Raw genomic sequence first — 20,457 nt, 5'->3', positions numbered from 1 at the left:
TTCAGGTCCGGTACGTCAGCGGTTGGCCACCGCCTGTTTGATCAGGGTCTTGCCGAAGTCCCACATCAGGCCGCCGCCGCTGTGGGCGTCGTCCATCACCGCCGTGAAGGCCGTCACGAACCGGTCCACGTCGGCCTCGTCGACGACCAGCGGCGGGATGAGCTTGATCACCTCCAGGTGGTCGCCGGAGACCTGGGTGAGGATCCGGTGCCGCTGCAGCAGGGGGACGACGACCATCTGGGCGAACAGGCCCTTGCGCGCGGCCTGCAGCATGGTCCAGCGGCCCCGCAGCTTCAGCGACGAGGGCCTGCCGAACTCGATGCCGATCATCAGGCCGCGGCCGCGCACGTCGGCGAGCAGCTCGTAGCGGTCGACCAGCGCGGTGAGCCTGGCCTTCAGCAGGTCGCCCGTGCGCCGCACCCCGGCGACGATCTGCTCGTTCTCCATGACCGACAGCACGGCGAGCCCGGCGGCCATCGCCTGCGCGTTGGACCCGAAGCTCGCCGAGTGCACCAGCACGCGGTCCATGGACGAGTAGACCTTCCGGAAGATCCAGTCCCGGCCGAGGGTGGCCCCGACCGGGACGTAGCCGCCGGACAGCGCCTTCGCCACGCACACCAGGTCCGGCTCGACGCCGTCCTCGTGCTGGTAGGCGTAGAAGTCGCCGGTGCGGCCGAGACCGGTCTGCACCTCGTCGGCGATGAGCAGCGCCTTGTGCCGGCGCAGCAGCTCCTGGGCGGCGCGCAGGTAGCCGGGCGGCGCCTCGTGCACGCCCTTGCCCTGGATCGGCTCCACGATCAGCCCGGCGACGTCGCCCTTCTTCAGCTCCCGCGCCAGGGCGTCGAGATCGCCGAGGGGAACGGCGGTGTCGGGCAGCAGCGGGGCGAAGCCGTCGCGGAAGCCGTCCTCGCCGTTGACCGACAGGGAGCCGGTGGTCAGGCCGTGGAACGCGTGGTCGCAGTAGAGGATCCGCGGCCGTCCGGTGGCGTAGCGGGCGAACTTCAGGGCGGTCTCGACCGCCTCGGTGCCACTGTTGCCGAAGAACACCCGGTCCAGGTGCGGGCTGTGCGCGAGCAGCCGCTCGGCGAGCAGCCCGGGCAGCGGCTGGCAGTCGAAGCGGGTGAGGTCGGCGAGGCCCGCGTCGAGGACGTCGTGCAGTGCCTTGCGGACGACCGGGTGGTGCCGGCCGAGGCCCATCACCCCGAACCCGGCCAGCATGTCGAGGTAGTCGTTGCCGTCCGCGTCGAAGAAGTGGGCCCCTTCGCCGCGTTCGTAGACCTTGTCGAAGCCGATGGTGTGCAGCATGCGCGGGAGCTGCGGGTTCAGGTACTTCGTGTGCAGCTCGTAGCGCTCGGCCCCGCGCTCGGCGAGGAGGGCGCCGAGATCGAACTCGGTGGTCATTCAGCTCTCTCCTTGACTGTGCCCCCCACGTCCCTGACGGCCGGGCTCGCACCGATCCGGCCGGCGATCTCGACGGGCGTGAGGCCGATGTCGGCCAGCACCTCGCCGCGCTTGGCGTGCGCGAGGAACTGCTCCGGGATGCCGAACCGCCGTACCGGCACGTCCACGTCGGCGTCCCCGAGGGCCAGTGCCACGGCCGAACCGACGCCCGCGGCACGGCTGTTGTCCTCGACGACGGCCACCAGACGGTGTCCGGCGGCCAGGCCCGGCAGCGCCGGGTCCACGGGTTTGACCCACCGCGGGTCGACCACCGTGCACCCGATGCCCCGGGCCTGGAGCAGCTCCGCGGCCTGGAGGCACACCGGGGCCATCACCCCGACGGCGACCAGCAGCACGTCGGGGCGCTCCGCCCGGTGCAGCACGTCCATGCCGCCGACCCGGCCGACCGCCGGGATCTGCGGTCCGACGGACTCCTTCGGGAAGCGCACCAGGGTGGGCGCGTCGTCCACGGCGACGGCCTCGCGCAACTGGGCGCGCAACTGCCCGGCGTCGCGCGGGGCGGCGATCCTGAGGCCCGGCACGACCTGCAGGACGGACATGTCCCACATGCCGTTGTGCGACGCCCCGTCGACGCCGGTGACGCCGGCCCGGTCCAGCACGAACGTCACCCCGCACTTGTGCAGGGCCACGTCCATCAGCACCTGGTCGAAGGCGCGGTTGAGGAAGGTGGCGTAGACGGCCACGACCGGGTGCAGCCCGCCGGTGGCGAGGCCCGCCGCGGAGACGGCCGCGTGCTGCTCGGCGATGCCCACGTCCCACACCCGGTCGGGGAAGCGCTCGGCGAACCGGCCGAGGCCGACCGGGTGCAGCATGGCCGCCGTGATCGCCACGACGTCCTCGCGTTCCTCGCCGATCCGGACGATCTCGTCGCCGAACACCGAGGTCCACGAGGGCCCGGCGAGGGGCGTGAGCGGGGCGCAGGTCAGCGGGTCCATCACGCCGACGGTGTGGAAGTGGTCCTCCTCGTGGGCGAGGGCGGGTTCGTAGCCGCGGCCCTTCTCGGTGAGGCAGTGGACCAGGACCGGCCCGTGGAAGCGTTTCGCCCGGCGCAGCGCCGCCTCGACGGCACCGATGTCGTGGCCGTCGATCGGGCCCTCGTACTTCAGGCCCAGGTCCTCGAACATGCCCTGCGGGGCGAAGGCGTCCTTGAAGCCCTTCTTGGCGCCGTGCAGGGACTCGTAGACGGTGTGGCCGACGACCGGCGTGCGCAGCAGCACGTCCTTGCCCCAGGCGAGGAACTTCTCGTAGCCGTCGGTGGTGCGCAGGGTGGCCAGGTGGCTGGCGAGGCCGCCGATGGTCGGGGCGTACGACCTCTCGTTGTCGTTGACGACGATGATCAGCGGCCGGTCCCTGGCGGCCGCGATGTTGTTCAGCGCCTCCCAGGCCATGCCGCCGGTCAGCGCGCCGTCGCCGATGACCGCGACGACGTGGCCCTCGCCCCCCTGCACCTGGTGGGCCTTGGCCAGGCCGTCGGCCCAGCCCAGCGCGGTGGAGGCGTGGGAGTTCTCGATGACGTCGTGCTCGGACTCCTCGCGCGAGGGATAGCCGGACAGGCCCCCCTTGCCGCGCAGTTTGGAGAAGTCCTGGCGTCCGGTCAGCAACTTGTGCACATAGCTCTGGTGGCCGGTGTCCCACAGGATGCGGTCGGCCGGCGACTCGAAGACCCGGTGGAGCGCGACGGTGAGTTCCACCACGCCCAGGTTCGGCCCCAGGTGGCCGCCGGTCCTCGACACCGCCTGCACCAGGAACTCACGTATCTCTTCCGACAGTTCACCGAGTTCCGCCTCGGACAGCGCCTTCAGGTCGCGTGGTCCCCGGATGGTCTCCAGAATCGTCACGCTGGGCCCCCTCTCGGTCGTACCGTGCTGTGGCCTCGACTCACTTCGCCTGCTCGGCGAGCTTCATGGCCTCCTCGATGAGGGTCTCGACGATCCTGGACTCGGGGACCGTCTTGACGACCTCGCCCTTGACGAAGATCTGGCCCTTGCCGTTGCCGGAGGCCACGCCGAGGTCGGCCTCCCGGGCCTCCCCCGGCCCGTTGACCACACAGCCCATCACCGCCACCCGCAGCGGCACGTCCAGGCCGTCCAGACCGGCGGTGACCTCCTCGGCGAGCTTGTACACGTCGACCTGGGCGCGGCCGCAGGACGGGCAGGAGACGATCTCCAGACCGCGCTGCCTGAGGTTCAGCGACTCCAGGATCCGGATGCCGACCTTGACCTCCTCGGCGGGCGGGGCCGACAGCGACACCCGGATGGTGTCGCCGATACCCTCGCTCAGCAGCGCGCCGAAGGCGACCGCCGACTTGATCGTGCCCTGGAAGGCCGGGCCGGCCTCGGTCACGCCGAGGTGCAGCGGGTAGTCGCACTGCTCCGCGAGCCGGCGGTACGCCTCGATCATGACGACCGGGTCGTTGTGCTTGACGGAGATCTTGATGTCCCGGAAGTCGTGCTCCTCGAAGAGGGACGCCTCCCACAGGGCCGACTCCACCAGTGCCTCGGGGGTGGCCCTGCCGTACTTCTGGAGCAGACGCCGGTCCAGGGAACCGGCGTTGACCCCGATCCGGACCGGCGTGCCGTGGTCCTTCGCGGCCCGCGCGATCTCCTTGACCTGGTCGTCGAACTTCTTGATGTTGCCCGGGTTCACCCGGACCGCCGCACAGCCCGCCTCGATGGCCGCGAACACGTACTTCGGCTGGAAGTGGATGTCCGCGATCACCGGGATCCGCGACTTGCGGGCGATGGTCGCCAGGGCGTCCGCGTCGTCCTGCGTGGGGCAGGCGACGCGGACGATCTGGCAGCCGGACGCGGTGAGTTCGGCGATCTGCTGGAGGGTGGCACCGATGTCGGAGGTCCGTGTCGTCGTCATCGACTGGACCGACACCGGGGCACCGCCGCCGACCGCCACCGGCCCGACCTGGATCCGCCGCGACGCGCGCCGCGGTGCGACCGGCCGGGCCGGTACCTCGGGAACGCCCAGGGGGACGGCGGTCACCGCGTCACTCCCGGTTCCCGGAGACGGTCTCGCGCATGGCCCGCAGCGACTCCTTCAGGGAGCCCATGGTGGCGAGCACGGCCGTCGGCTCGTAGCCGCAGTGCGCCATGCAGTTGGCGCAGCGCGGGTCCTTGCCCCGGCCGTACTTGTCCCAGTCGGTGTCCTCGATGAGTTCGCGGTACGTCGGCACGTACCCGTCGCTCATCAGGTAGCAGGGGCGCTGCCAGCCGAAGAGCGAGTAGTTCGGGATCGCCCACGCCGTGCACGGGAAGTCGACCTTGCCCTCCAGGAAGTCCAGGAAGAGCGGGGAGTGGTTGAGCCGCCACTTGCGGCGGTTGCCGCCCGCGAACGCCTTCCGGAACAGTTCGCGGGTCTGCTCGACGCCGAGGAAGTGCTCCTGGTCGGGCGCCTTCTCGTAGGCGTACGCGGGCGAGATCATCATCTCGTCGACCTGGAGGTCGTCGTTGAGGAAGTTGAGCACCTCGATGACGGTCTGCGGGGTGTCGGTGTTGAAGAAGGTCGAGTTGGTGGTCACCCGGAAGCCGCGCCGCTTGGCCTCCTTGATGGCCTCCACCGCCTCGTCGAACACGCCCTCCTTCGCGACGGACTCGTCGTGCCGCTCGCGCAGCCCGTCGATGTGCACCGCGAAGGCGAAGTACGGCGACGGCGTGAACTTCTCCATCTTCTTGCGCATCAGCAGCGCGTTGGTGCACAGGAAGACGTACTTCTTCCGGGCCACCAGCTGCCGCACGATCTCGTCGATCTGCGGGTGCATCAACGGTTCTCCACCGGCGATGGACACCATGGGCGCACCGGACTCCAGTACCGCGCCCACGGCCTGGGCCACCGGCATGCGCTGCTTGAGCACACCGGCCGGGTGCTGGATCTTGCCGCAGCCCTCGCACTTCAGGTTGCAGGCGAAGAGCGGCTCCAGCTCGACGATGAGCGGGAACTTGTCGCGCCTGCGGATCCTCTGTTCAGCCAGGTACGTAGCGACCTTGATGGACTGACGCAACGGCATGGCCATCTGGCTCACCTCCGGGGGAGCGGCAAAGAACGGTGCCATTCGAAAAACGCGGGAAGGATGGAACGGAGAACGCGGAAAGCGGTGATCCCACCGCGCACCGTGCCGATCCGGACGAGCTCGTGTTCCGGAGCGTCCACGACCACCCGGACGGCCGCGACCGGGCGTTCGCCCGTGCGGACCGCGCTGAGCAGCGTGGCCGCCGACTCCATGTCGACCGCGATCGCGCCGGTCGCCAGCAGGTCGGACCGCTCCGGACCACGGACCACGTGGTCGGAGCCGGTGAGCGGGCCGGTGTGGAGCGTGCGCCCGGGCAGCAGACGCGCGAGTTCCTTCACCAGCAGATCGGTTCGTACGCACGGGACGGTCCCGCGCGGGTCCCGGGTCTCCTCGGCGACGACCAGGTCGCCGGGGTGCATGCCCGGGGCGAGTCCGGCGCAGAAGCCGGTGGCCACCACGGCGGCCCCGGTGAGCGCGGGGCCGGCCAGCCGGCCGGTGACGGACCGTTCCGCCGCCCTGGGCCCCATGCCCGTGCGCAGGAAGGAGACCGGCCCGCCCGCGCCGCCGCGGTCGCCGGTGCGCAGGGCGAGGTGCTCGATGCCGAGCGCGCAGGCGATCAGCAGCGGGGCCGGGGCGGGCTGGGCTCTCATTCAGCTCCCCTTGGCCTCGGAGCGGGACGGTCCGGCCTCGGTCACCGGCCGGCGCACCTCGGGCAGGTGCTTCCTGGCCGTGGCGAGCGGCGGCCGCTCGAAGGGGTCGCCGTGCAGGTACCGGCCGAGCGCGGTGAGCGGGAACACCTGCCGGTACAGGTGGTAGTTGATGGAGAAGTCCCAGGGGAAGCCGGTGCCGGTGAAGTACGGCTCGTCCCAGGTGCCGTCCTCGCGCTGGGTCTCCGCCAGCCACCGCACACCGCGCTCGACGGCCTTGGAGTCCCGCTCCCCCGCCGCGAGGAGCGCCATCAGCGCCCAGCCCGTCTGGGAGGCGGTGGAGGCGCCGCGGCCGCTCCACTCCTTGACGTACTTGTAGGAGCGCAGGTCCTCGCCCCAGCCGCCGTCGTCGTTCTGGACGCCCTCCAGCCAGGTCACCGCCCGCCGGATCGCCGGATGGGAGACGGGCAGCCCGGCCGCGGTGAGGGCGGGCACCACCGAACCCGTGCCGTAGAGGTAGTTGACGCCCCAGCGGCCGAACCACGAGCCGTTCGGCTCCTGTTCGGCCAGCAGCCAGTCGATGCCGCGCCGGGTGCGCGGGTCGTGGGCGAGGCCCTCGGCGGCGAGCATCTCGACCACGTGCGCGGTGACGTCGGCCGACGGCGGGTCGATGACCTCGCCGAAGTCGCAGAACGGCAGCCGGTTGGGGAACGGGCTGGTGTTGTCGACGTCGAAGGCGCCCCAGGCCCCGTTGCGGGACTGCATCCCGAGGTTCCAGCGCACGGCCCGCCCGATGGCGTGGTCCACGCGCTCGGGGTCGTGGTGGCGGACCCGGCGCAGCGCGAGCGCCACCTCGGCGGTGTCGTCGATGTCCGGGTAGTTGTCGTTGTGGAACTCGAACGCCCAGCCGCCGGGCGGCAGCTGGGGACGCTTCACGGCCCAGTCGCCGGGCCGGACGATCTCCTCGCCGAGCATCCAGTCGGCCGCTCTGACCAGTTGCGGGTGGTCGACGGGCAGGCCGGCGTCGACCAGGGCGATGGTGGCCAGGCAGGTGTCCCAGACCGGGGACTGGCAGGCCTCGATCATCCGGGCGCCGTCCTCGCGCCACACGGCGAAACGGTCCAGTGAGGCCAGGCCCTCGCGCATGACCGGATGCTGGAGGTCGTACCCGAGCAGGTGCAGGGCGATGACCGAGTACACGGCCGGGGGCTGGATGCCGCCCCAGCAGCCGTCGTTCTCCTGCCGTTCGACGATCCAGCGGGCGGCGGAGTTCATCGCGGCCCGGCGCAGCCGGCGCGGGACGACCTTGCGGAGCTGGTGCAGCGCCTTGTCCAGCCGCTGGAAGGCGCCGTCCCAGCTGGCCACCGGGGCGAGCGGCCGGTGCGGGTTGGGGTCGGCCGGATCGGTGTGCAGCTCGTCCAGCGGGAAGGGCGCCGGGCGCACCGGGCGCTTGGCCGAGACGACGGTGAGCGGCACGATGGTCTGGCGGGCCCAGCAGCCGAAGTCGTAGATGTTGAGCGGCATCCAGGTCGGGAACCAGATCAGCTCGGGCGGGAGTTCGGGCAGGTCCTCCCACTTCCACCAGCCGAACAGGGCGAGCCAGATCCGGGTGAAGACCCGGGCGGAGGCGATGCCGCCGCGCTCGCGGACCCAGGCGGAGGCCCTCGCCATGTGCGGGGCGTCGGGCGCGTCGCCGGCCAGGCGCAGGGCGACGTACGCCTCGACGGTGGTGGACAGTTCGCCGGGGCCGCCGTAGAAGGTGGCCCAGGTGCCGTCCTCGCGCTGCTCGCCCCGGATGAACCTGGCCGCGGCCTGCGTCGTCGCCTCGTCCTGGATCCCCAGGAACTGACGGAGCAGCAGGTCCTCAGCGTCCATCGTGACGTTCGTCTCGAGGTCGCCCTTCCACCAGCCCTGCGCGTCCTGACGGGCCAGCAGGTAGTCGGTGGCGCGCCTCGCGGCGTGTCCGGCGGCTTCTTGTACCCCGGCCGCGGCGGGGGTGGTGAGGGCGGTGTGGCTGGCCGCGGCAGCCCGGGGCGGCAGGGTCGCCCCGGTGCTTCCGTCGGTCGTCGCTGTCATGGCTTCCCCTTCGTGCAGTCGTGCGAAATCGTGCTGCTGTGGGTCCGCCGTCGGCCGGTGTCCGTCGTCCCTCGACACCGGCCGGCGACTACGCGAGGACTGTTCGACCGATAGGGATCATCTCTTCCGTACGACGACGAAGTCGGCGAGCGCCGTGAAGGCTTCCCGCACCCGGTCGGGCATGTCCACCGCGTCGAGCGCCTCGAGGGCGACGGTGTGCTGCCGGCGTGCCTCCTCGGCCGTCCACTCCCGGCCGCCCGCCTGCTCGATGAGGGCGGCGCGGGCGGCGAACTCCTCCTCGGAGAAGTTCTCGAAGTCGCTGCTCTTGGCGTCGGCGGCGAGGATCTCGCCGAGCCGCTCGGAGGCGGGGCCGCCCGCCGCGAGCGCGGCCACCACCGGCAGGGACTTCTTGCGCTGGCGCAGGTCGCTCCAGGTCTGCTTGCCGGTGGCCTCCGGGTCGCCCCAGATGCCGAGGAGGTCGTCGACGGCCTGGAAGGCGAGGCCGAGGTGGTACCCGTACTTCTCCAGGGAGTCGGCGGTGCGGTCGTCGGCGCCGCCGAGGACCGCGCCGATGGAGCTGGAGGCGGCGAGCAGGGCGCCCGTCTTGTTGCCCTCCATCTCCAGGCACTCCTCGACGCTGACCCGGTCGCGGTGCTCGTAGGAGATGTCCTGCGCCTGACCGTCGATCAGGGCGCGGCTGGCGGTGGTCAGCCGGCGGGTGGCTCGGCCGGCCTCGACGGTGCCGAGCTCCAGCAGCACCTCGTTGGCCAGGGCGAACAGGGCGTCGCCGACCAGGATGGCCTGGGCGGGGCCGTGCACCTTCCAGACCGTGTCGCGGTGCCGGCGCTGCTCGTCGCCGTCCATCAGGTCGTCGTGCAGCAGCGAGAAGTTGTGGACGAGTTCGACGGCGACGGCCCCGGGGACGCCCACCTCGGGGGCGGCGCCGGTGACCTCGGCGGAGAGGACGGCCAGGGCCGGCCGCACGGCCTTGCCGCCGTCGCCGTCGGCGGGGTTGCCGGCGGCGTCGATCCAGCCGAAGTGGTAGGCGGCGACGGTGTCCATCGGAGGCGCCAGGCGGTCGACGGCCGCACGCAGGACCGGGGTGGCCAGGGTCCGTCCGCGCTCCAGAAGCGCGGTCACGTCCACCGCGGTCCTCCGAGCGGGTGTCGAGGCCGGGGGCACAGTGGGCACAGTCTCTCCTCTTGTTGCGGTACCGGGGGTGCGGGGGCCTGCCGTGCTCTGCCGGGGCATCAGGCCGCCTCCTCGAACGCGAAGAGACGGCTCGGGCGGGGCCGGCCCAGGGCGCTCAGCGCGGCGTCGGCCGCGCTCACTCCACTGCGGACCGCACTTTCCATGGTCGCGGGCCACCCGGTGGCGGTCCACGCTCCGGCCAGGTACAGGCCGGGGGACTTGGTACGGGCGCCGGGCCGCAGCCGCCCGACGCCGGGGGTGGGGGCGAACGTGGCCGTGCGCTCCCGGGTCACGAAGAAGTCCCGCACCACCGCGCCGCGGGTGCCCGGGATCAGCCGTTCCAACTCGGGCAGGTAGCGCGCGCGGAGGTCGGCGACGGGTGCGTCGATGTCGTCCTGCGCGGCGGACTGGGACATCGCCAGGTACTGCCCCGCGCCGAGCCCGGAGGCGTCGGTCCGGTCGAAGACCCACTGCACGGGGGTGCCGAGGGCGGCGAAGAAGGGCCGGGCGAGCACCTTGCGGTCGTAGACGACGTGCACGTTGAGGATCGGCGCGGTGCCGATGTCCAGCAGCCGCCCGGGGGCGTCCAGCGCGCCGTGCGGCAGCAGGTCGTGCGTCTCGCGCTGGGGTACGGCGAGCACGACGGCGTCGGCGTGCAGCGTCTCGCCGGGAACCTGAACGCTCCAGGTCCCGTTTCCGTTGGAGGAGATGGAGGTGACGCGTGAACGGACCTCGGTACGGACACCCGCGGAGTCGAGCGCCTTGCGGGCCAGCCGGTCGTGCAGTTCGCCCAGCGGGACGTGGGCCCAGCCGATGTCGGCCGCGCCCGGCTCGGACAGCAGACCGGTCTTGAACACCATCGCGGCGAGCCCCAGCGAGGCGTCGCCCGCGACCGCGTTGAGGGTGGCGACCCCGACCAGGTCCCACAGGGCCTCGACGGCGCGCGCCGACTGGCCGTGCGCGGTCAGCCAGCCGCCGAAGTCCTGGTCGTCCAGGGCCGGATCGGTGGGGTCGAGCGCCTTGAGCGCGAGCGCGGCCCGCCCGACGGCGGCACGCTCGGCGAGCGAGAGGTGCGGATAGGCGGCCAGGCTGCGCCCCAGGTGGAGCGGGACCGGCAGCGGGTCGCGCCGCAGCCGGCCGAGCCGCCGGCCCTCGGGCTTGGCGACGTCGACGACGGGTACGTCCAGGCGGTTCTGCAGCGGTGCCAGCGCCGCGCCCTCGATCCGGTCGAGGAACCAGCGGTAGGCGGTGCAGCAGCGCAGGTAGACGTGCTGGCCGTTGTCGACGGTCAGCTCGCCTCGGCGGAAGGAGAAGGCGAGGCCGCCCAGCCGGGGCCGGCCTTCGAGCAGGGTGACCCCGATGCCCGCGTCGGCGAGCGCGAGCGCCGCGGTGATCCCGGCGAGACCGCCGCCGACGACGACGGCACGGCGCCCTCCGGGTGCCGGGGTGCCGGCCTGCGCCTCCGTGTGGCGTGAGCCCTCGCTCATCCTGCGTCCTTCCGTGCGTGCCGGGCGTGCTGGATGAACGGTGCACGGTCGGCCGTCGCAGTCAGGGACGCCACGCCGCGGCGGAGGGTTGCCCGCCGCGTCCGGTCGCCGGATCCGGCCGGCGCCCCGGTGCGCGCCAGCCCCGCAGAACCCATCAGGCGCGCCTCCTGACGGTGCGCCGGGACACGTGCCGGGACACGTGCCGGGTGTCGAGTCCGGACAGTCCGCGTACGGCGACGTAGGCCTTCTCCCGGCCGGGCAGGGAGACCCGGCCGCGCAGCACGGCCTCCGGGTCGCGCTCGATGCGGTCGAGGAGCCGGCGGTAGATGCCGGCCATGGCGGCCACGCAGGCGCCGCTGCGCCGGTCGAGCATGGGCAGCAGGCGGTAGCCCTCGGCGAAGAGGGCGCGGGCCCGTCGCACCTCGAAGTGCACGAGGCCCGCGAAGTCGGATCCCTCGGGAGGCGTCGGCCCGCCGAACCCGGCCGAGCAGCCGAACTTGGCCAGGTCGTCGGCGGGCAGGTAGGTGCGGCCGCCCAGGGCGTCCTCGCGGACGTCCCGGAGGATGTTGGTGAGCTGCAGCGCGAGCCCGAGCGTGTCGGCGTACTCCGGTGCGCGCTCGGCGCCGCGCGCCCCCGGTTCGGTGCCGAACACGCCGAGCGAGAGCCGCCCGATGGCGCCGGCCACGCAGCGGCAGTAGACCTTGAGGTCGTCCCAGGTCTCGTAGGTCTCCCCGCGCACGTCCATCTGGACGCCGTCGATCAGCTCGTCCAGGCCGCCGAGCGGGATCGGGAAGGCGCGGGCGGCATGCGCGAGGGCGACGGCCACCGGGTCGGTGTCGTCCTCCTCGACGGCGCCCTCGCGGACCCGGGCGAGCAGCGCCCTGGTGTCCTCGAGCCGGGCCACCTTGGCCTCGCCCGGCAGCTCGCCGTCGCCGATGTCGTCGACGCGCCGGGAAAGCGCGTACAGCGCCGACATGGCGCGGCGCTTGGGCGTCGGGAGCAACCGGATGCCGTAGGCGAAGTTGCGGGCCTGCTGTCCGGTGACGGCCTCGCAGTAGCTGTAGGCGGCGAGTACCGGTGCCGAGACGTGCTCAGACTCCACGGTCCGGATCACCTCTCTCCTCGCAGGGTCACGCCCACCTCGCGCAGCAACTGGACCTTGCCGGGCTTGGGCGGGCCGGGAAGTACGTCGTATTCGGCGGCGGCGATCGCCCTGATCGCCGCCCTTCCCCCCGCCACGAACCCCGCGAGCAGCAGCTTCAACCTGCCGTGGACGCTACCCATCAGGGGGGCGCCTTCATTCAGCAGATCGCGGGCGCGTTGCGCCTCGTATGCAACCAGGGCGCGCACCGATGCGCCCGCGGTTTTCCGGGAGAGATCCGTTTCCTGCACGTGAAAGCGCTTCATGTCCGCCGCGGGCAGGTAGATCCGGTCGCGGCCGAGGTCCTCGGCGACGTCCTGGAGGTGCTCCACGATCTGCAGCGCCGTGCAGATCGCGTCGGACAGCCGGACCCGTTCGGGGGTCGAGGTGCCGGTGACGGCGAGGACGAGACGGCCGACCGGGTTGGCCGACAGTTCGCAGTAGGCGAGCAGGTCGTCGTAGGTCTCGTAACGGGCGACGAGCTGGTCCTGGCGGTTGGCGGCGATCAGGCCGAGGAAGGGCTCGGGGGTGAGCCCGCGCCGGCGGACCGTGGGCTGCAGGCGGCGCAGCAGGGGGTGGCGCGGGCTGCCGTCGAAGACCCGCCGCAGGTCCTTCTCGAAGGCGTCGAGCAGGACCAGGCGGTCCTCGGCGTCCGTGGCCGAAACGCCGAGCACGCGCGCGTCGGCGCCGCCGGGGGCGAGGTCGCCGTCGCCGATGTCGTCCACGAGGCGGGCGAAGCCGTAGACGGCCATGAGGTCGTCGCGCCAGTCCCGGGGCAGGAAGAAGGGGGCCACGGGGAAGTTCTCGCTCGCGGCCTTGTCCAGGGTGGCGCGTTCCAGAGCGTGCGCCGTGTCGCTTCCCGTCACCGCGCGCTGCCCGGGGCGGGGACGGCACACGCTCCGCCGAGCTGGGGAGTTTCCGTAGCCATTGCCGTCACATCTCCCGTTCTACACTGCCGACCCAATACACACTATTTCGGACACGCCATCCGGCCGTCCGCGGGACGGCCCGGCGTAGGATGCCGCGCATTATCGCCCCAGTTGCCGCTTTCCGGCACCGGTACAGCTTACGTTGTACAACGCGGCCTGGTCCGTCGGGGTGTCCTGCACATCACAACAACACACCGATTGACGTCAAGATTCCTAAGCCTCAAAGGAGTTGACGCTTCCTTTGCAGACGCAGGGCCCCGCCGGACGGTTGCCGGCGGGGCCCTGGCCGAAATCGGGCTACTTACCCGTGAACTTCTCGTATTCCTTCAGGACCTCGTCCGTCGGGCCGTCCATGCGCAGCTCACCGCGCTCCAGCCACAGGACCCGGTTGCAGGTGTCCCGGATGGACTTGTTGTTGTGGCTGACCAGAAATACCGTGCCGGCCTCCTTGCGCAGTTCCCGGATGCGTTCCTCGGAACGCTTCTGGAACTTGCGGTCGCCGGTGGCCAGCGCCTCGTCGATCATGAGGACGTCGTGGTCCTTGGCGGCCGCGATGGAGAACCGCAGCCGGGCCGCCATGCCGGAGGAGTAGGTCCGCATCGGCAGGGTGATGAAGTCGCCCTTCTCGTTGATCCCGGAGAAGTCGACGATGTCCTGATACCGCTCCTTGACCTGCTCCCGGGACATGCCCATGGCGAGGCCGCCGAGGATGACGTTGCGCTCGCCGGTCAGGTCGTTCATCAGGGCCGCGTTGACACCGAGCAGCGAGGGCTGGCCGTCGGTGTAGACCTTGCCCTTCTCGGCGGGCAGCAGCCCGGCGATGGCCCGCAGCAGGGTGGACTTGCCCGAGCCGTTGGAGCCGATCAGGCCGATGGCCTCGCCGCGGTAGGCGACGAAGGACACCCCGCGCACGGCGTGCACCTTGCGCACGCCCCGCTCCTCGCCGCGCTTCAGGATGCGGCTGAGCGCCGCGGTGGCGCTGCCCTTGCCGGTCTTGGCGCCGTTGACGCGGTAGACGATGTGCAGCTCGTCCGCGATGACGGTGGGGCGCGGGTCCCCGGTGTTGCGCTCAGCCACGGCCGTACCTCTCCTCCGCCTTCCAGAAGTACACGAAGCCGCCGGCGAAGACGGCCACGGCCCAGAACAGGGCGATGCCCCACACGTGCGGCGGCAGGTTGCCGGCGCCGTACCCGTCGATCAGCGCGAACCGCATCAGGTCCATGTAGACCGCCGCCGGGTTGACCTGGAGCAGGCGGACCACCCACTCCGGACGGCCCTCCATCATCTTGCTGATGGAGAACATGACGCCCGAGGCGTACATCCAGGTGCGCAGCACGAACGGCATGAGCTGGGCGAGGTCGGGCGTCTTGGCGCCCATGCGGGCCACGATCAGCGCCAGCCCGGTGTTGAACAGGAACTGCAGGCACAGCACCGGCACGATCAGCAGCCAGGACAGGCCCGGGTAGCTGCCGAAGCCGATCGCCACGATGAACATCACGATCATCGAGAAGAGCAGCTGCTGGAGCTGCTGCAGCGAGAAGGAGACGGGCAGCGAGGCGCGCGGGAAGTGCAGGGCGCGCACCAGGCCCAGGTTGCCGGCGATCGCCCGGACGCCCGACATGACCGAGCTCTGCGTGAACGTGAACACGAACACGCCGGTGACCAGGAACGGGATGTACACGTCCTTGGACATGCCGCGGCTGGCGTGCAGGATGACGCCGAAGATGAAGTAGTAGACCGCCGCGTTCAGCAGCGGGGTCGCCACCTGCCACAGCTGGCCGAGCTTGGCCTGGCTGTACTGCGCGGTCAGCTTCGCCTGGGAGAAGGCGAGGATGAAGTGGCGCCGCCCCCACAGCTGACGGACGTACTCGACGAGGGTGGGCCGGGCACCGCTCACGGCGAGCCCGTACTTGTCGGCGAGCTGCGCCGCCGTCAGTCCCTCGTCGGGCGACGGGGCCGCGGTCACCGCGACACCGCCGTCGTGCGTTGTCTCACTCACAGGTGGAAGCTTTCGTCTTCTAGAGCGTCGAGTTCGAATGGGTCGTGTGCGTCGTGTTCGAGTGTGCGTGCTCGCGGGTACGGGTGCCCCGTCCGCGTGCGGCGGATCCGCCCCCCGGGGGGCGCGGAGGTGCGCCGCCCCGCACATCGAGCTTGTCAGATGATCGGGGGCCGGCCCAGTCGGGTCAGCCGCCACACCGTACGCCACCGCATGGGACGGCGGGGGCCGCACGGGCTGGTCCAGCCCTCGCGGAAGCCGCCGAGCCAGGCCTTCAGGGCCGGTCCGGAGGGGCGGCGCAGCAGGGTGAGCAGCAGCCAGACCCCGAGGTAGACGGGGACCAGTGCGGCGGGGAGGTTGCGGCGGGCCAGCCAGACCCGGTTGCGGGCGACCATGCGGTGGTACACCGCGTGCCGCGAGGGCGCGGTCGTCGGGTGGTACAGCACCATGTCGGCCCGGTAGTCGATCATCCAGCCCGCGTCGAGCGCCCGCCACGCGAGGTCGGTCTCCTCGTGGGCGTAGAAGAACTCGTCCGGCAGGACACCGGCGTCGGCGAAGACGCGGGTGCGGACGGCGTTGGCGCCGCCGAGGAAGGTGGTGACCCGGGAGGAGCGCATCGGGTCGGAGGCGCGCAGCCGGGGCACGTGGCGGCGCTGGGTCTCGCCGGTCTCGGGGTCGGCGATGCGGAAGCTGATGATGCCGAGCTCGGGGTCGGCCTCGAACGCCTGCCGGCACAGCTCGGCGGTGTCGTGGCGGGCGAGCAGGCCGTCGTCGTCGAGGAACAGCACTATGTCGACGTCGCGCCCGCTGGGCCCGAAGGCCGCTATGCCGACGTTGCGGCCGCCGGGGATGCCCAGGTTCTCGGGCAGCTCGACGGTCCGCACGCCCTCGGGGACGTCCGGGACGGGAGAGCCGTTGCCGACCACGACCACCTCGACCGGGTCGCCGTCCTGCTTGGCGACGGAGTCGAGGAGGGCACGCAGCTCCTCGGGCCGGTTGCCCATGGTGATGATGACCGCGCCGACCCGCATGCCGCTCACCTCAGCCTGCTGGAGGCGAGGATGGACACCAGGTGCAGCAGGGTCTGCAGCATGGCGATGCCAGCGAGGACGGCGGTGCCGAGCCGGGTGAAGAACAGGTCGCCGTGGATCTGGTCCGCGACCGCGAGGAGCAGGATCAGCAGCGACGCCTCGATCCCGAGGATCAGCCGGTGGAACTTCAGGGCCGCGGCGGCCCGGCGGGCCAGCGCCATGCCCGAGGACCGCGGCTCCGCGGCCGACTCCTGGACCGGCGGCTTGCCGGTCTGGTGCCGGGCGACGCCGACCAGGTCCGTCTCGGCCTTGATCAGGATCGCGCCGAGCGCGGCGAGGGTGCCGAGGAAGGCCCACAGCCAGTCGATGCGGCCGCCGCCCCACAGGTCGGCGGCGCGCAGGCCCAGCCCGACCAGCACGGCCGCGTCGGTGAGGTAGGCGCCCACCCGGTCCAGGTAGACCCCGCTCAGCGAGTACTGCTTCCGCCAGCGCGCGATCTCGCCGTCGACGCAGTCCAGCAGCAGGTACAGCTGGGTGGCGACCACCCCGAGGACGGCGCCCGGAATCCCGGGCACCAGCAGGGCCGGGGCCGCGAGCACACCGCACACGGTCATCAGGTACGTGAGCTGGTTGGGCGTGACCTTGGTGTTCACCAGGTAGCGGTCGACGCGCAGGGACACCTCACGCATGTAGAGGCGTCCACCCCAGTGCTCACCGCTGCGCCGGTCCTTGACCCCCGCGGGGTGGACGACCGGCCGGAGTTCAGCTACCGATGGCCTTGACATAGTCGGCGTAGGAGTCCTTGATCTGGTTCGGCTTGAGGTCGAGGTGTTCGAGGATCGTGTACCGGCCGGGCCTGGTCTTCGGGGCGTACTCCACGGCGCGGACGAACTCGTCCACGCTGAAGCCGATCTCCTCCGGCAGCACCGGAAGCCCGTGCCGGCGCAGCACCTCGGCCATGAAGGCCGCGTCCTCGTGCGCGCCGCGCAGGTACATCGCGAAGGCCGCGCCGAGGCCGCACTGCTCGCCGTGGCTGGCGGCCCGCTTGGGGAAGAGCAGGTCGAAGGCGTGGTTGATCTCGTGGCAGGAGCCCGAGGCGGGCCGTGAGTCACCGGAGATCGACATCGCGATGCCGGTGAGGACGAGGGCCTCGGCGAGCACCTGGAGGAAGTCGTTGTCGCCGATGCCGCCGGGGTGCCTGAGCACGGCCTCGCCGGCCTGCCGGGCCATGGCGGCGGCCAGGCCGTCGACCTTCTCGCCGGTGGTCCGCTGGGACAGCTCCCAGTCCGCGATGGCGTTGATGTTGGAGATCGCGTCGCCGATGCCGGCCCGCACGAAGCGCGCCGGCGCCTCCCGGATGACGTCCAGGTCGATGACGACGGCGATCGGGTTGGGCACGCCGTAGGAGCCGCGGCCCGCGTCGTTGTCGAGCGTGGCGACCGGCGAGCACAGGCCGTCGTGCGCGAGGTTCGTCGGGACCGCGACCAGCGGCAGGCCGACCCGCGCCGCGGCGAACTTGGCGCAGTCGATGATCTTGCCGCCGCCGAGGCCGACCACCGCGTCGTAGTGGTCGGCCTTCATGGCGCCGGCCAGCCGGATCGCGTCGTCGAGCGTCCCGCCGCCGACCTCGTACCAGGTGGCACCCGGCAGCGAGGGCGCCAGCCGCTCGCGCAGCCGGGCGCCGGAGCCGCCGCTGACGGCGACGGCGAGCCGGCCCGACTGCGAGATGCGCTGGTCGGCGAGGACACCCGCCAGGTCGTCGAGGGCACCCGGGCGGATGTCCACGACGACCGGCGAGGGAATGAGCCGGGTCAGTACTGGCACGCGATCTCACGTCCCCGGGCGAGGTCGTCGTGGTTGTCGATCTCGACCCACCGGACATCGCCGATCGGCGCGACGTCGATCTTGAAGCCGCGGTTCACGAGCTCCTGGTAGCCGTGCTCGTAGAACTGCTGCGGGTCGGTCTCGAAGACCGTCTTCAGCGCGTCGGCCAGGTCCGGAGCAGCCTCGCCCTCGATCAGGGTGACCCCGATGTACTCGCCGGTGGCCTCGGCCGGGTCCATCAGCTTGGTGATCTTCTGGACGCCCTTCTCGGGGTCCACGACGACCTTCATCTCCTCGTCGGCGAGGGACTTCACGGTGTCCAGCGCGAGGATGATCCGCTTGCCCTCGCCGCGGGCGGCGAGCAGGGTCTTCTCGACGGAGACCGGGTGCACGGTGTCGCCGTTGGCGAGGATCACGCCGTCCTTGAGGGCGTCACGGCCGCACCACAGGGAGTAGGCGTTGTTCCACTCCTCGGCCTTGTCGTTGTCGATGAGGGTGAGCTTCAGGCCGTACTTCTGCTCCAGGGCCGCCTTGCGCTCGTAGACGGCCTCCTTGCGGTAGCCGACGATGACCGCGACCTCGGTCAGGCCGATCTCGGCGAAGTTGCCGAGCGTCAGGTCCAGGACGGTCGGCTCGCCCTCCACGCCCTCGGGACCCACCGGCACCAGGGCCTTGGGCAGGGTGTCGGTGTAGGGGCGCAGACGGCGTCCGGCGCCGGCCGCCAGCACGAGGCCGATCATGCGGTTTCTCCTTCGTCGTGTACGGCGGGCGCCCCAGCGGACACCCAGAAGCGGATGCTCTCGGCGAGCACCACCAGGGCGACGGCCACGGCGAGGACCGTGAGCGCGACCTTGAACTGCGAGGCGGTGAGCAGCGCGGCCAGGACGGTGACGAGCAGCGTCCGTCCTTCCTGCCCCCCGATGGCGCGCACCAGCCAGGCCGGGGGCGCTCCGGCGTTCCCGCGGATGCGGTACACCGTGTCGTAGTGATGGTAGGCGACGGCGGCCACCAGCCCGAAAGCCGCGGGAAGGGCTCCGTTCACCCCCGCTTTCGCCGCGAGGGCGAGCACCGTGCCGTACTCGGCGGCCCGGAAGAAGGGCGGGACCAGCCAGTCGAGGGCGCCCTTGAGCGGGCGGGCGACGGCGAGCGCCGAGGCGAGGACGTAGACGAGGGCGCCGGCGACCGGCAGCACGCTGCCGTAGCCGGTCAGGGCCGAGCAGGCCACGACGGCGGCGCCGCCCAGCAGAGCCGCGACGGGCACCGCGAGGCCGGGCAGGCCCCGGCCGCCGAGCACGCGCCGTGCCACGTCGGCGAGCGGGCCGGTGTCGGCCAGGTCGGCGAGGGCGAGGGCCGCGCGGTCGGTGCGCCGGGCCTTGCGGGTCAGCGACCGCAGCACGCGGCCCGCCGTGGTGTACGTCGCCGCGAAGGCGCAGCCGGCGAGCAGCACGTAGAAGGTGACGCGGGGCGTGGTGGCCGCGGTCAGGACGGCGATCATGGCCCAGCGCTCGCCGATGGGGAGCACGATCATGCGGCGCACCCAGACCGTCCAGCCGACGCTGTCGAGCCGGCCGGAGAGGGCGGCGGTGGGGCTGGTGTTGGCGGTGGCGTCGTGGTTGGCCTCGTTGAAGGAGAAGTCCACGACGTGCCGGCACGTCTGGAGGACCATGGCGCCGAGGGCGAGGGCCCACACGTCGTCGCCGCCGCGGGCCGCGCCGAGGGCGAGGCCGGCGTAGTAGGCGTACTCCTTGGCCCGGTCGAAGGTGGCGTCGAGCCAGGCGCCGAGCGTGGAGTACTTCAGGGCGTAGCGGGCGAGCTGGCCGTCGGTGCAGTCCAGCACGAAGGAGGCGATGAGCAGCACGCCGGCCGCGACGAAGCCGGCGCGGGTGCCGGTGGCGGCGCAGCCGGCCGCTATCAGGGCGGTGAGCAGCGAGGCCGTGGTGACCTGGTTGGGGGTCAGGCCGCGGCGGGCGCACCAGCGGGCGAGGTAGCGCGAGTACGGGCTGATGAAGAACGTGGTGAAGAAGCCGTCGCGGGACTTCACGGCCGACTTCAGGCGTACGGCCTCGTCGTCGACGGCGGCGACGGCCTGCCGTGCCTCGTTGCGGGTCTGCGGGTCGGCCGGGACGACGGCGACCAGGCTGCCCAGCTCGGGCCGGTGGATCTCGGCGCCGTCGGTGCCGAGGGCGCCGGTGACCCGGTCGGGGACGCCGTCGGCGACGGCCTCGACGCCGGGCGCGCCGCTGCCGGCGGTCTCACGGACCAGGGCGTGGGTCAGCGCCTGCCGGGCGGCCGGCTGGGCGGTGACGGCGCCCGGGACGGCGGCGAGCGGGAAGCGGGGGTCGGTCAGGCCGAGGCGCAGGGCGTGCGGGTGGCCGACGAAGCGGGCGTCGACCAGGGCCACCCGCCGGTCGGCCGGGACGGCGGCGAGCCGCGCCTCGGCCTCGGCGGCGTCGGCGGCCATCAGCACGTCGAAGCCGAGGGACCGCAGATCGTTCTCGAGGGACGATCCGGGGACCGGCTGACCGGTGACGATGGCGGTCGACAACCGAACTCACTCCCTGGGTGCCGGCGTGACGGCGCCGGATCTTCTGCGTGGTGGGGCGCCTTGCCTGCGGCACCCGGGCGGCATGTCGGCGAAGGCTATCGGATGACCGGA

At 72.0% G+C, this 20,457-nt stretch carries 18 protein-coding genes; all 18 read right to left on the bottom strand.

The genetic code is table 11. The annotated features are described in order from the left end of the window. Positions 1 to 15 precede the first annotated feature (15 nt). Positions 16 to 1,401 carry an aspartate aminotransferase family protein gene (locus tag B446_RS30965; RefSeq protein ID WP_020943389.1) on the bottom strand — a complete coding sequence of 462 codons (1,386 nt, stop codon included), beginning with the start codon at positions 1,399 to 1,401 and terminating at the stop codon, positions 16 to 18. Then, positions 1,398 to 3,299: a 1-deoxy-D-xylulose-5-phosphate synthase gene (gene dxs / locus B446_RS30960; RefSeq protein ID WP_020943388.1), complete on the bottom strand. Its 1,902-nt coding sequence runs from the start codon at positions 3,297 to 3,299 to the stop codon at positions 1,398 to 1,400. The genes B446_RS30965 and dxs overlap by 4 nt, the downstream gene beginning before the upstream one ends. A 40-nt stretch (positions 3,300 to 3,339) precedes the next feature. After that, complete coding sequence (gene ispG, locus B446_RS30955; protein WP_020943387.1) at positions 3,340 to 4,455, bottom strand: flavodoxin-dependent (E)-4-hydroxy-3-methylbut-2-enyl-diphosphate synthase; 1,116 nt, start codon at positions 4,453 to 4,455, stop codon at positions 3,340 to 3,342. Positions 4,456 to 4,459: 4 nt separating this feature from the next. Beyond that, positions 4,460 to 5,482 (bottom strand): adenosyl-hopene transferase HpnH, encoded by a 1,023-nt coding sequence (gene hpnH, locus B446_RS30950; protein ID WP_020943386.1) that lies wholly within the window; start codon positions 5,480 to 5,482, stop codon positions 4,460 to 4,462. 5 nt (positions 5,483 to 5,487) lie between these two features. Further along, on the bottom strand, positions 5,488 to 6,129 hold the full coding sequence (locus B446_RS30945; RefSeq protein WP_020943385.1) for a lipoprotein: 642 nt from the start codon (positions 6,127 to 6,129) through the stop codon (positions 5,488 to 5,490). Then, complete coding sequence (gene shc, locus B446_RS30940; protein ID WP_020943384.1) at positions 6,130 to 8,202, bottom strand: squalene--hopene cyclase; 2,073 nt, start codon at positions 8,200 to 8,202, stop codon at positions 6,130 to 6,132. It abuts the gene before it with no gap. Between the two features lie 117 nt (positions 8,203 to 8,319). Beyond that, a complete protein-coding gene (locus tag B446_RS30935; protein WP_043476774.1) occupies positions 8,320 to 9,384 on the bottom strand; it encodes a polyprenyl synthetase family protein in 1,065 nt (354 codons plus the stop codon). Between the two features lie 68 nt (positions 9,385 to 9,452). Next, a complete protein-coding gene (gene hpnE / locus B446_RS30930) occupies positions 9,453 to 10,880 on the bottom strand; it encodes a hydroxysqualene dehydroxylase HpnE (RefSeq protein ID WP_020943382.1) in 1,428 nt (475 codons plus the stop codon). Then, positions 10,877 to 11,035: a DUF6380 family protein gene (locus tag B446_RS41195; protein WP_419184166.1), complete on the bottom strand. Its 159-nt coding sequence runs from the start codon at positions 11,033 to 11,035 to the stop codon at positions 10,877 to 10,879. The genes hpnE and B446_RS41195 overlap by 4 nt, the downstream gene beginning before the upstream one ends. Continuing rightward, on the bottom strand, positions 11,035 to 11,994 hold the full coding sequence (hpnD, locus tag B446_RS30925) for a presqualene diphosphate synthase HpnD (RefSeq protein WP_020943381.1): 960 nt from the start codon (positions 11,992 to 11,994) through the stop codon (positions 11,035 to 11,037). The genes B446_RS41195 and hpnD overlap by 1 nt, the downstream gene beginning before the upstream one ends. Next, positions 11,991 to 12,887, bottom strand: coding sequence for a squalene synthase HpnC (gene hpnC, locus B446_RS30920; protein ID WP_020943380.1), 897 nt, complete (start codon positions 12,885 to 12,887; stop codon positions 11,991 to 11,993). Before hpnC ends, hpnD begins: the two co-directional genes overlap by 4 nt. A gap of 360 nt (positions 12,888 to 13,247) precedes the next feature. After that, positions 13,248 to 14,027 carry an ABC transporter ATP-binding protein gene (locus tag B446_RS30915; RefSeq protein WP_020943379.1) on the bottom strand — a complete coding sequence of 260 codons (780 nt, stop codon included), beginning with the start codon at positions 14,025 to 14,027 and terminating at the stop codon, positions 13,248 to 13,250. Then, positions 14,020 to 14,949, bottom strand: a complete 930-nt coding sequence (locus tag B446_RS30910) for an ABC transporter permease (protein WP_020943378.1) — start codon at positions 14,947 to 14,949, stop codon at positions 14,020 to 14,022. Before B446_RS30910 ends, B446_RS30915 begins: the two co-directional genes overlap by 8 nt. A 155-nt stretch (positions 14,950 to 15,104) precedes the next feature. Then, positions 15,105 to 15,977, bottom strand: coding sequence for a glycosyltransferase family 2 protein (locus B446_RS30905; RefSeq protein WP_043476771.1), 873 nt, complete (start codon positions 15,975 to 15,977; stop codon positions 15,105 to 15,107). 5 nt (positions 15,978 to 15,982) lie between these two features. Further along, positions 15,983 to 16,762, bottom strand: a complete 780-nt coding sequence (locus tag B446_RS30900) for a CDP-alcohol phosphatidyltransferase family protein (RefSeq protein WP_078614962.1) — start codon at positions 16,760 to 16,762, stop codon at positions 15,983 to 15,985. After that, on the bottom strand, positions 16,740 to 17,801 hold the full coding sequence (locus B446_RS30895; RefSeq protein WP_020943375.1) for an iron-containing alcohol dehydrogenase family protein: 1,062 nt from the start codon (positions 17,799 to 17,801) through the stop codon (positions 16,740 to 16,742). The genes B446_RS30900 and B446_RS30895 overlap by 23 nt, the downstream gene beginning before the upstream one ends. Continuing rightward, on the bottom strand, positions 17,789 to 18,541 hold the full coding sequence (locus B446_RS30890; protein ID WP_020943374.1) for a sugar phosphate nucleotidyltransferase: 753 nt from the start codon (positions 18,539 to 18,541) through the stop codon (positions 17,789 to 17,791). The genes B446_RS30895 and B446_RS30890 overlap by 13 nt, the downstream gene beginning before the upstream one ends. Then, positions 18,538 to 20,346 (bottom strand): DUF5941 domain-containing protein, encoded by a 1,809-nt coding sequence (locus B446_RS30885; RefSeq protein ID WP_020943373.1) that lies wholly within the window; start codon positions 20,344 to 20,346, stop codon positions 18,538 to 18,540. The genes B446_RS30890 and B446_RS30885 overlap by 4 nt, the downstream gene beginning before the upstream one ends. Positions 20,347 to 20,457: the final 111 nt, after the last annotated feature.

It is taken from the genome of Streptomyces collinus Tu 365 (genome assembly GCF_000444875.1).
Classification (GTDB): Bacteria; Actinomycetota; Actinomycetes; order Streptomycetales; family Streptomycetaceae; genus Streptomyces; species Streptomyces collinus_A.
This window is presented reverse-complemented; position numbering and strand designations above follow the sequence as displayed.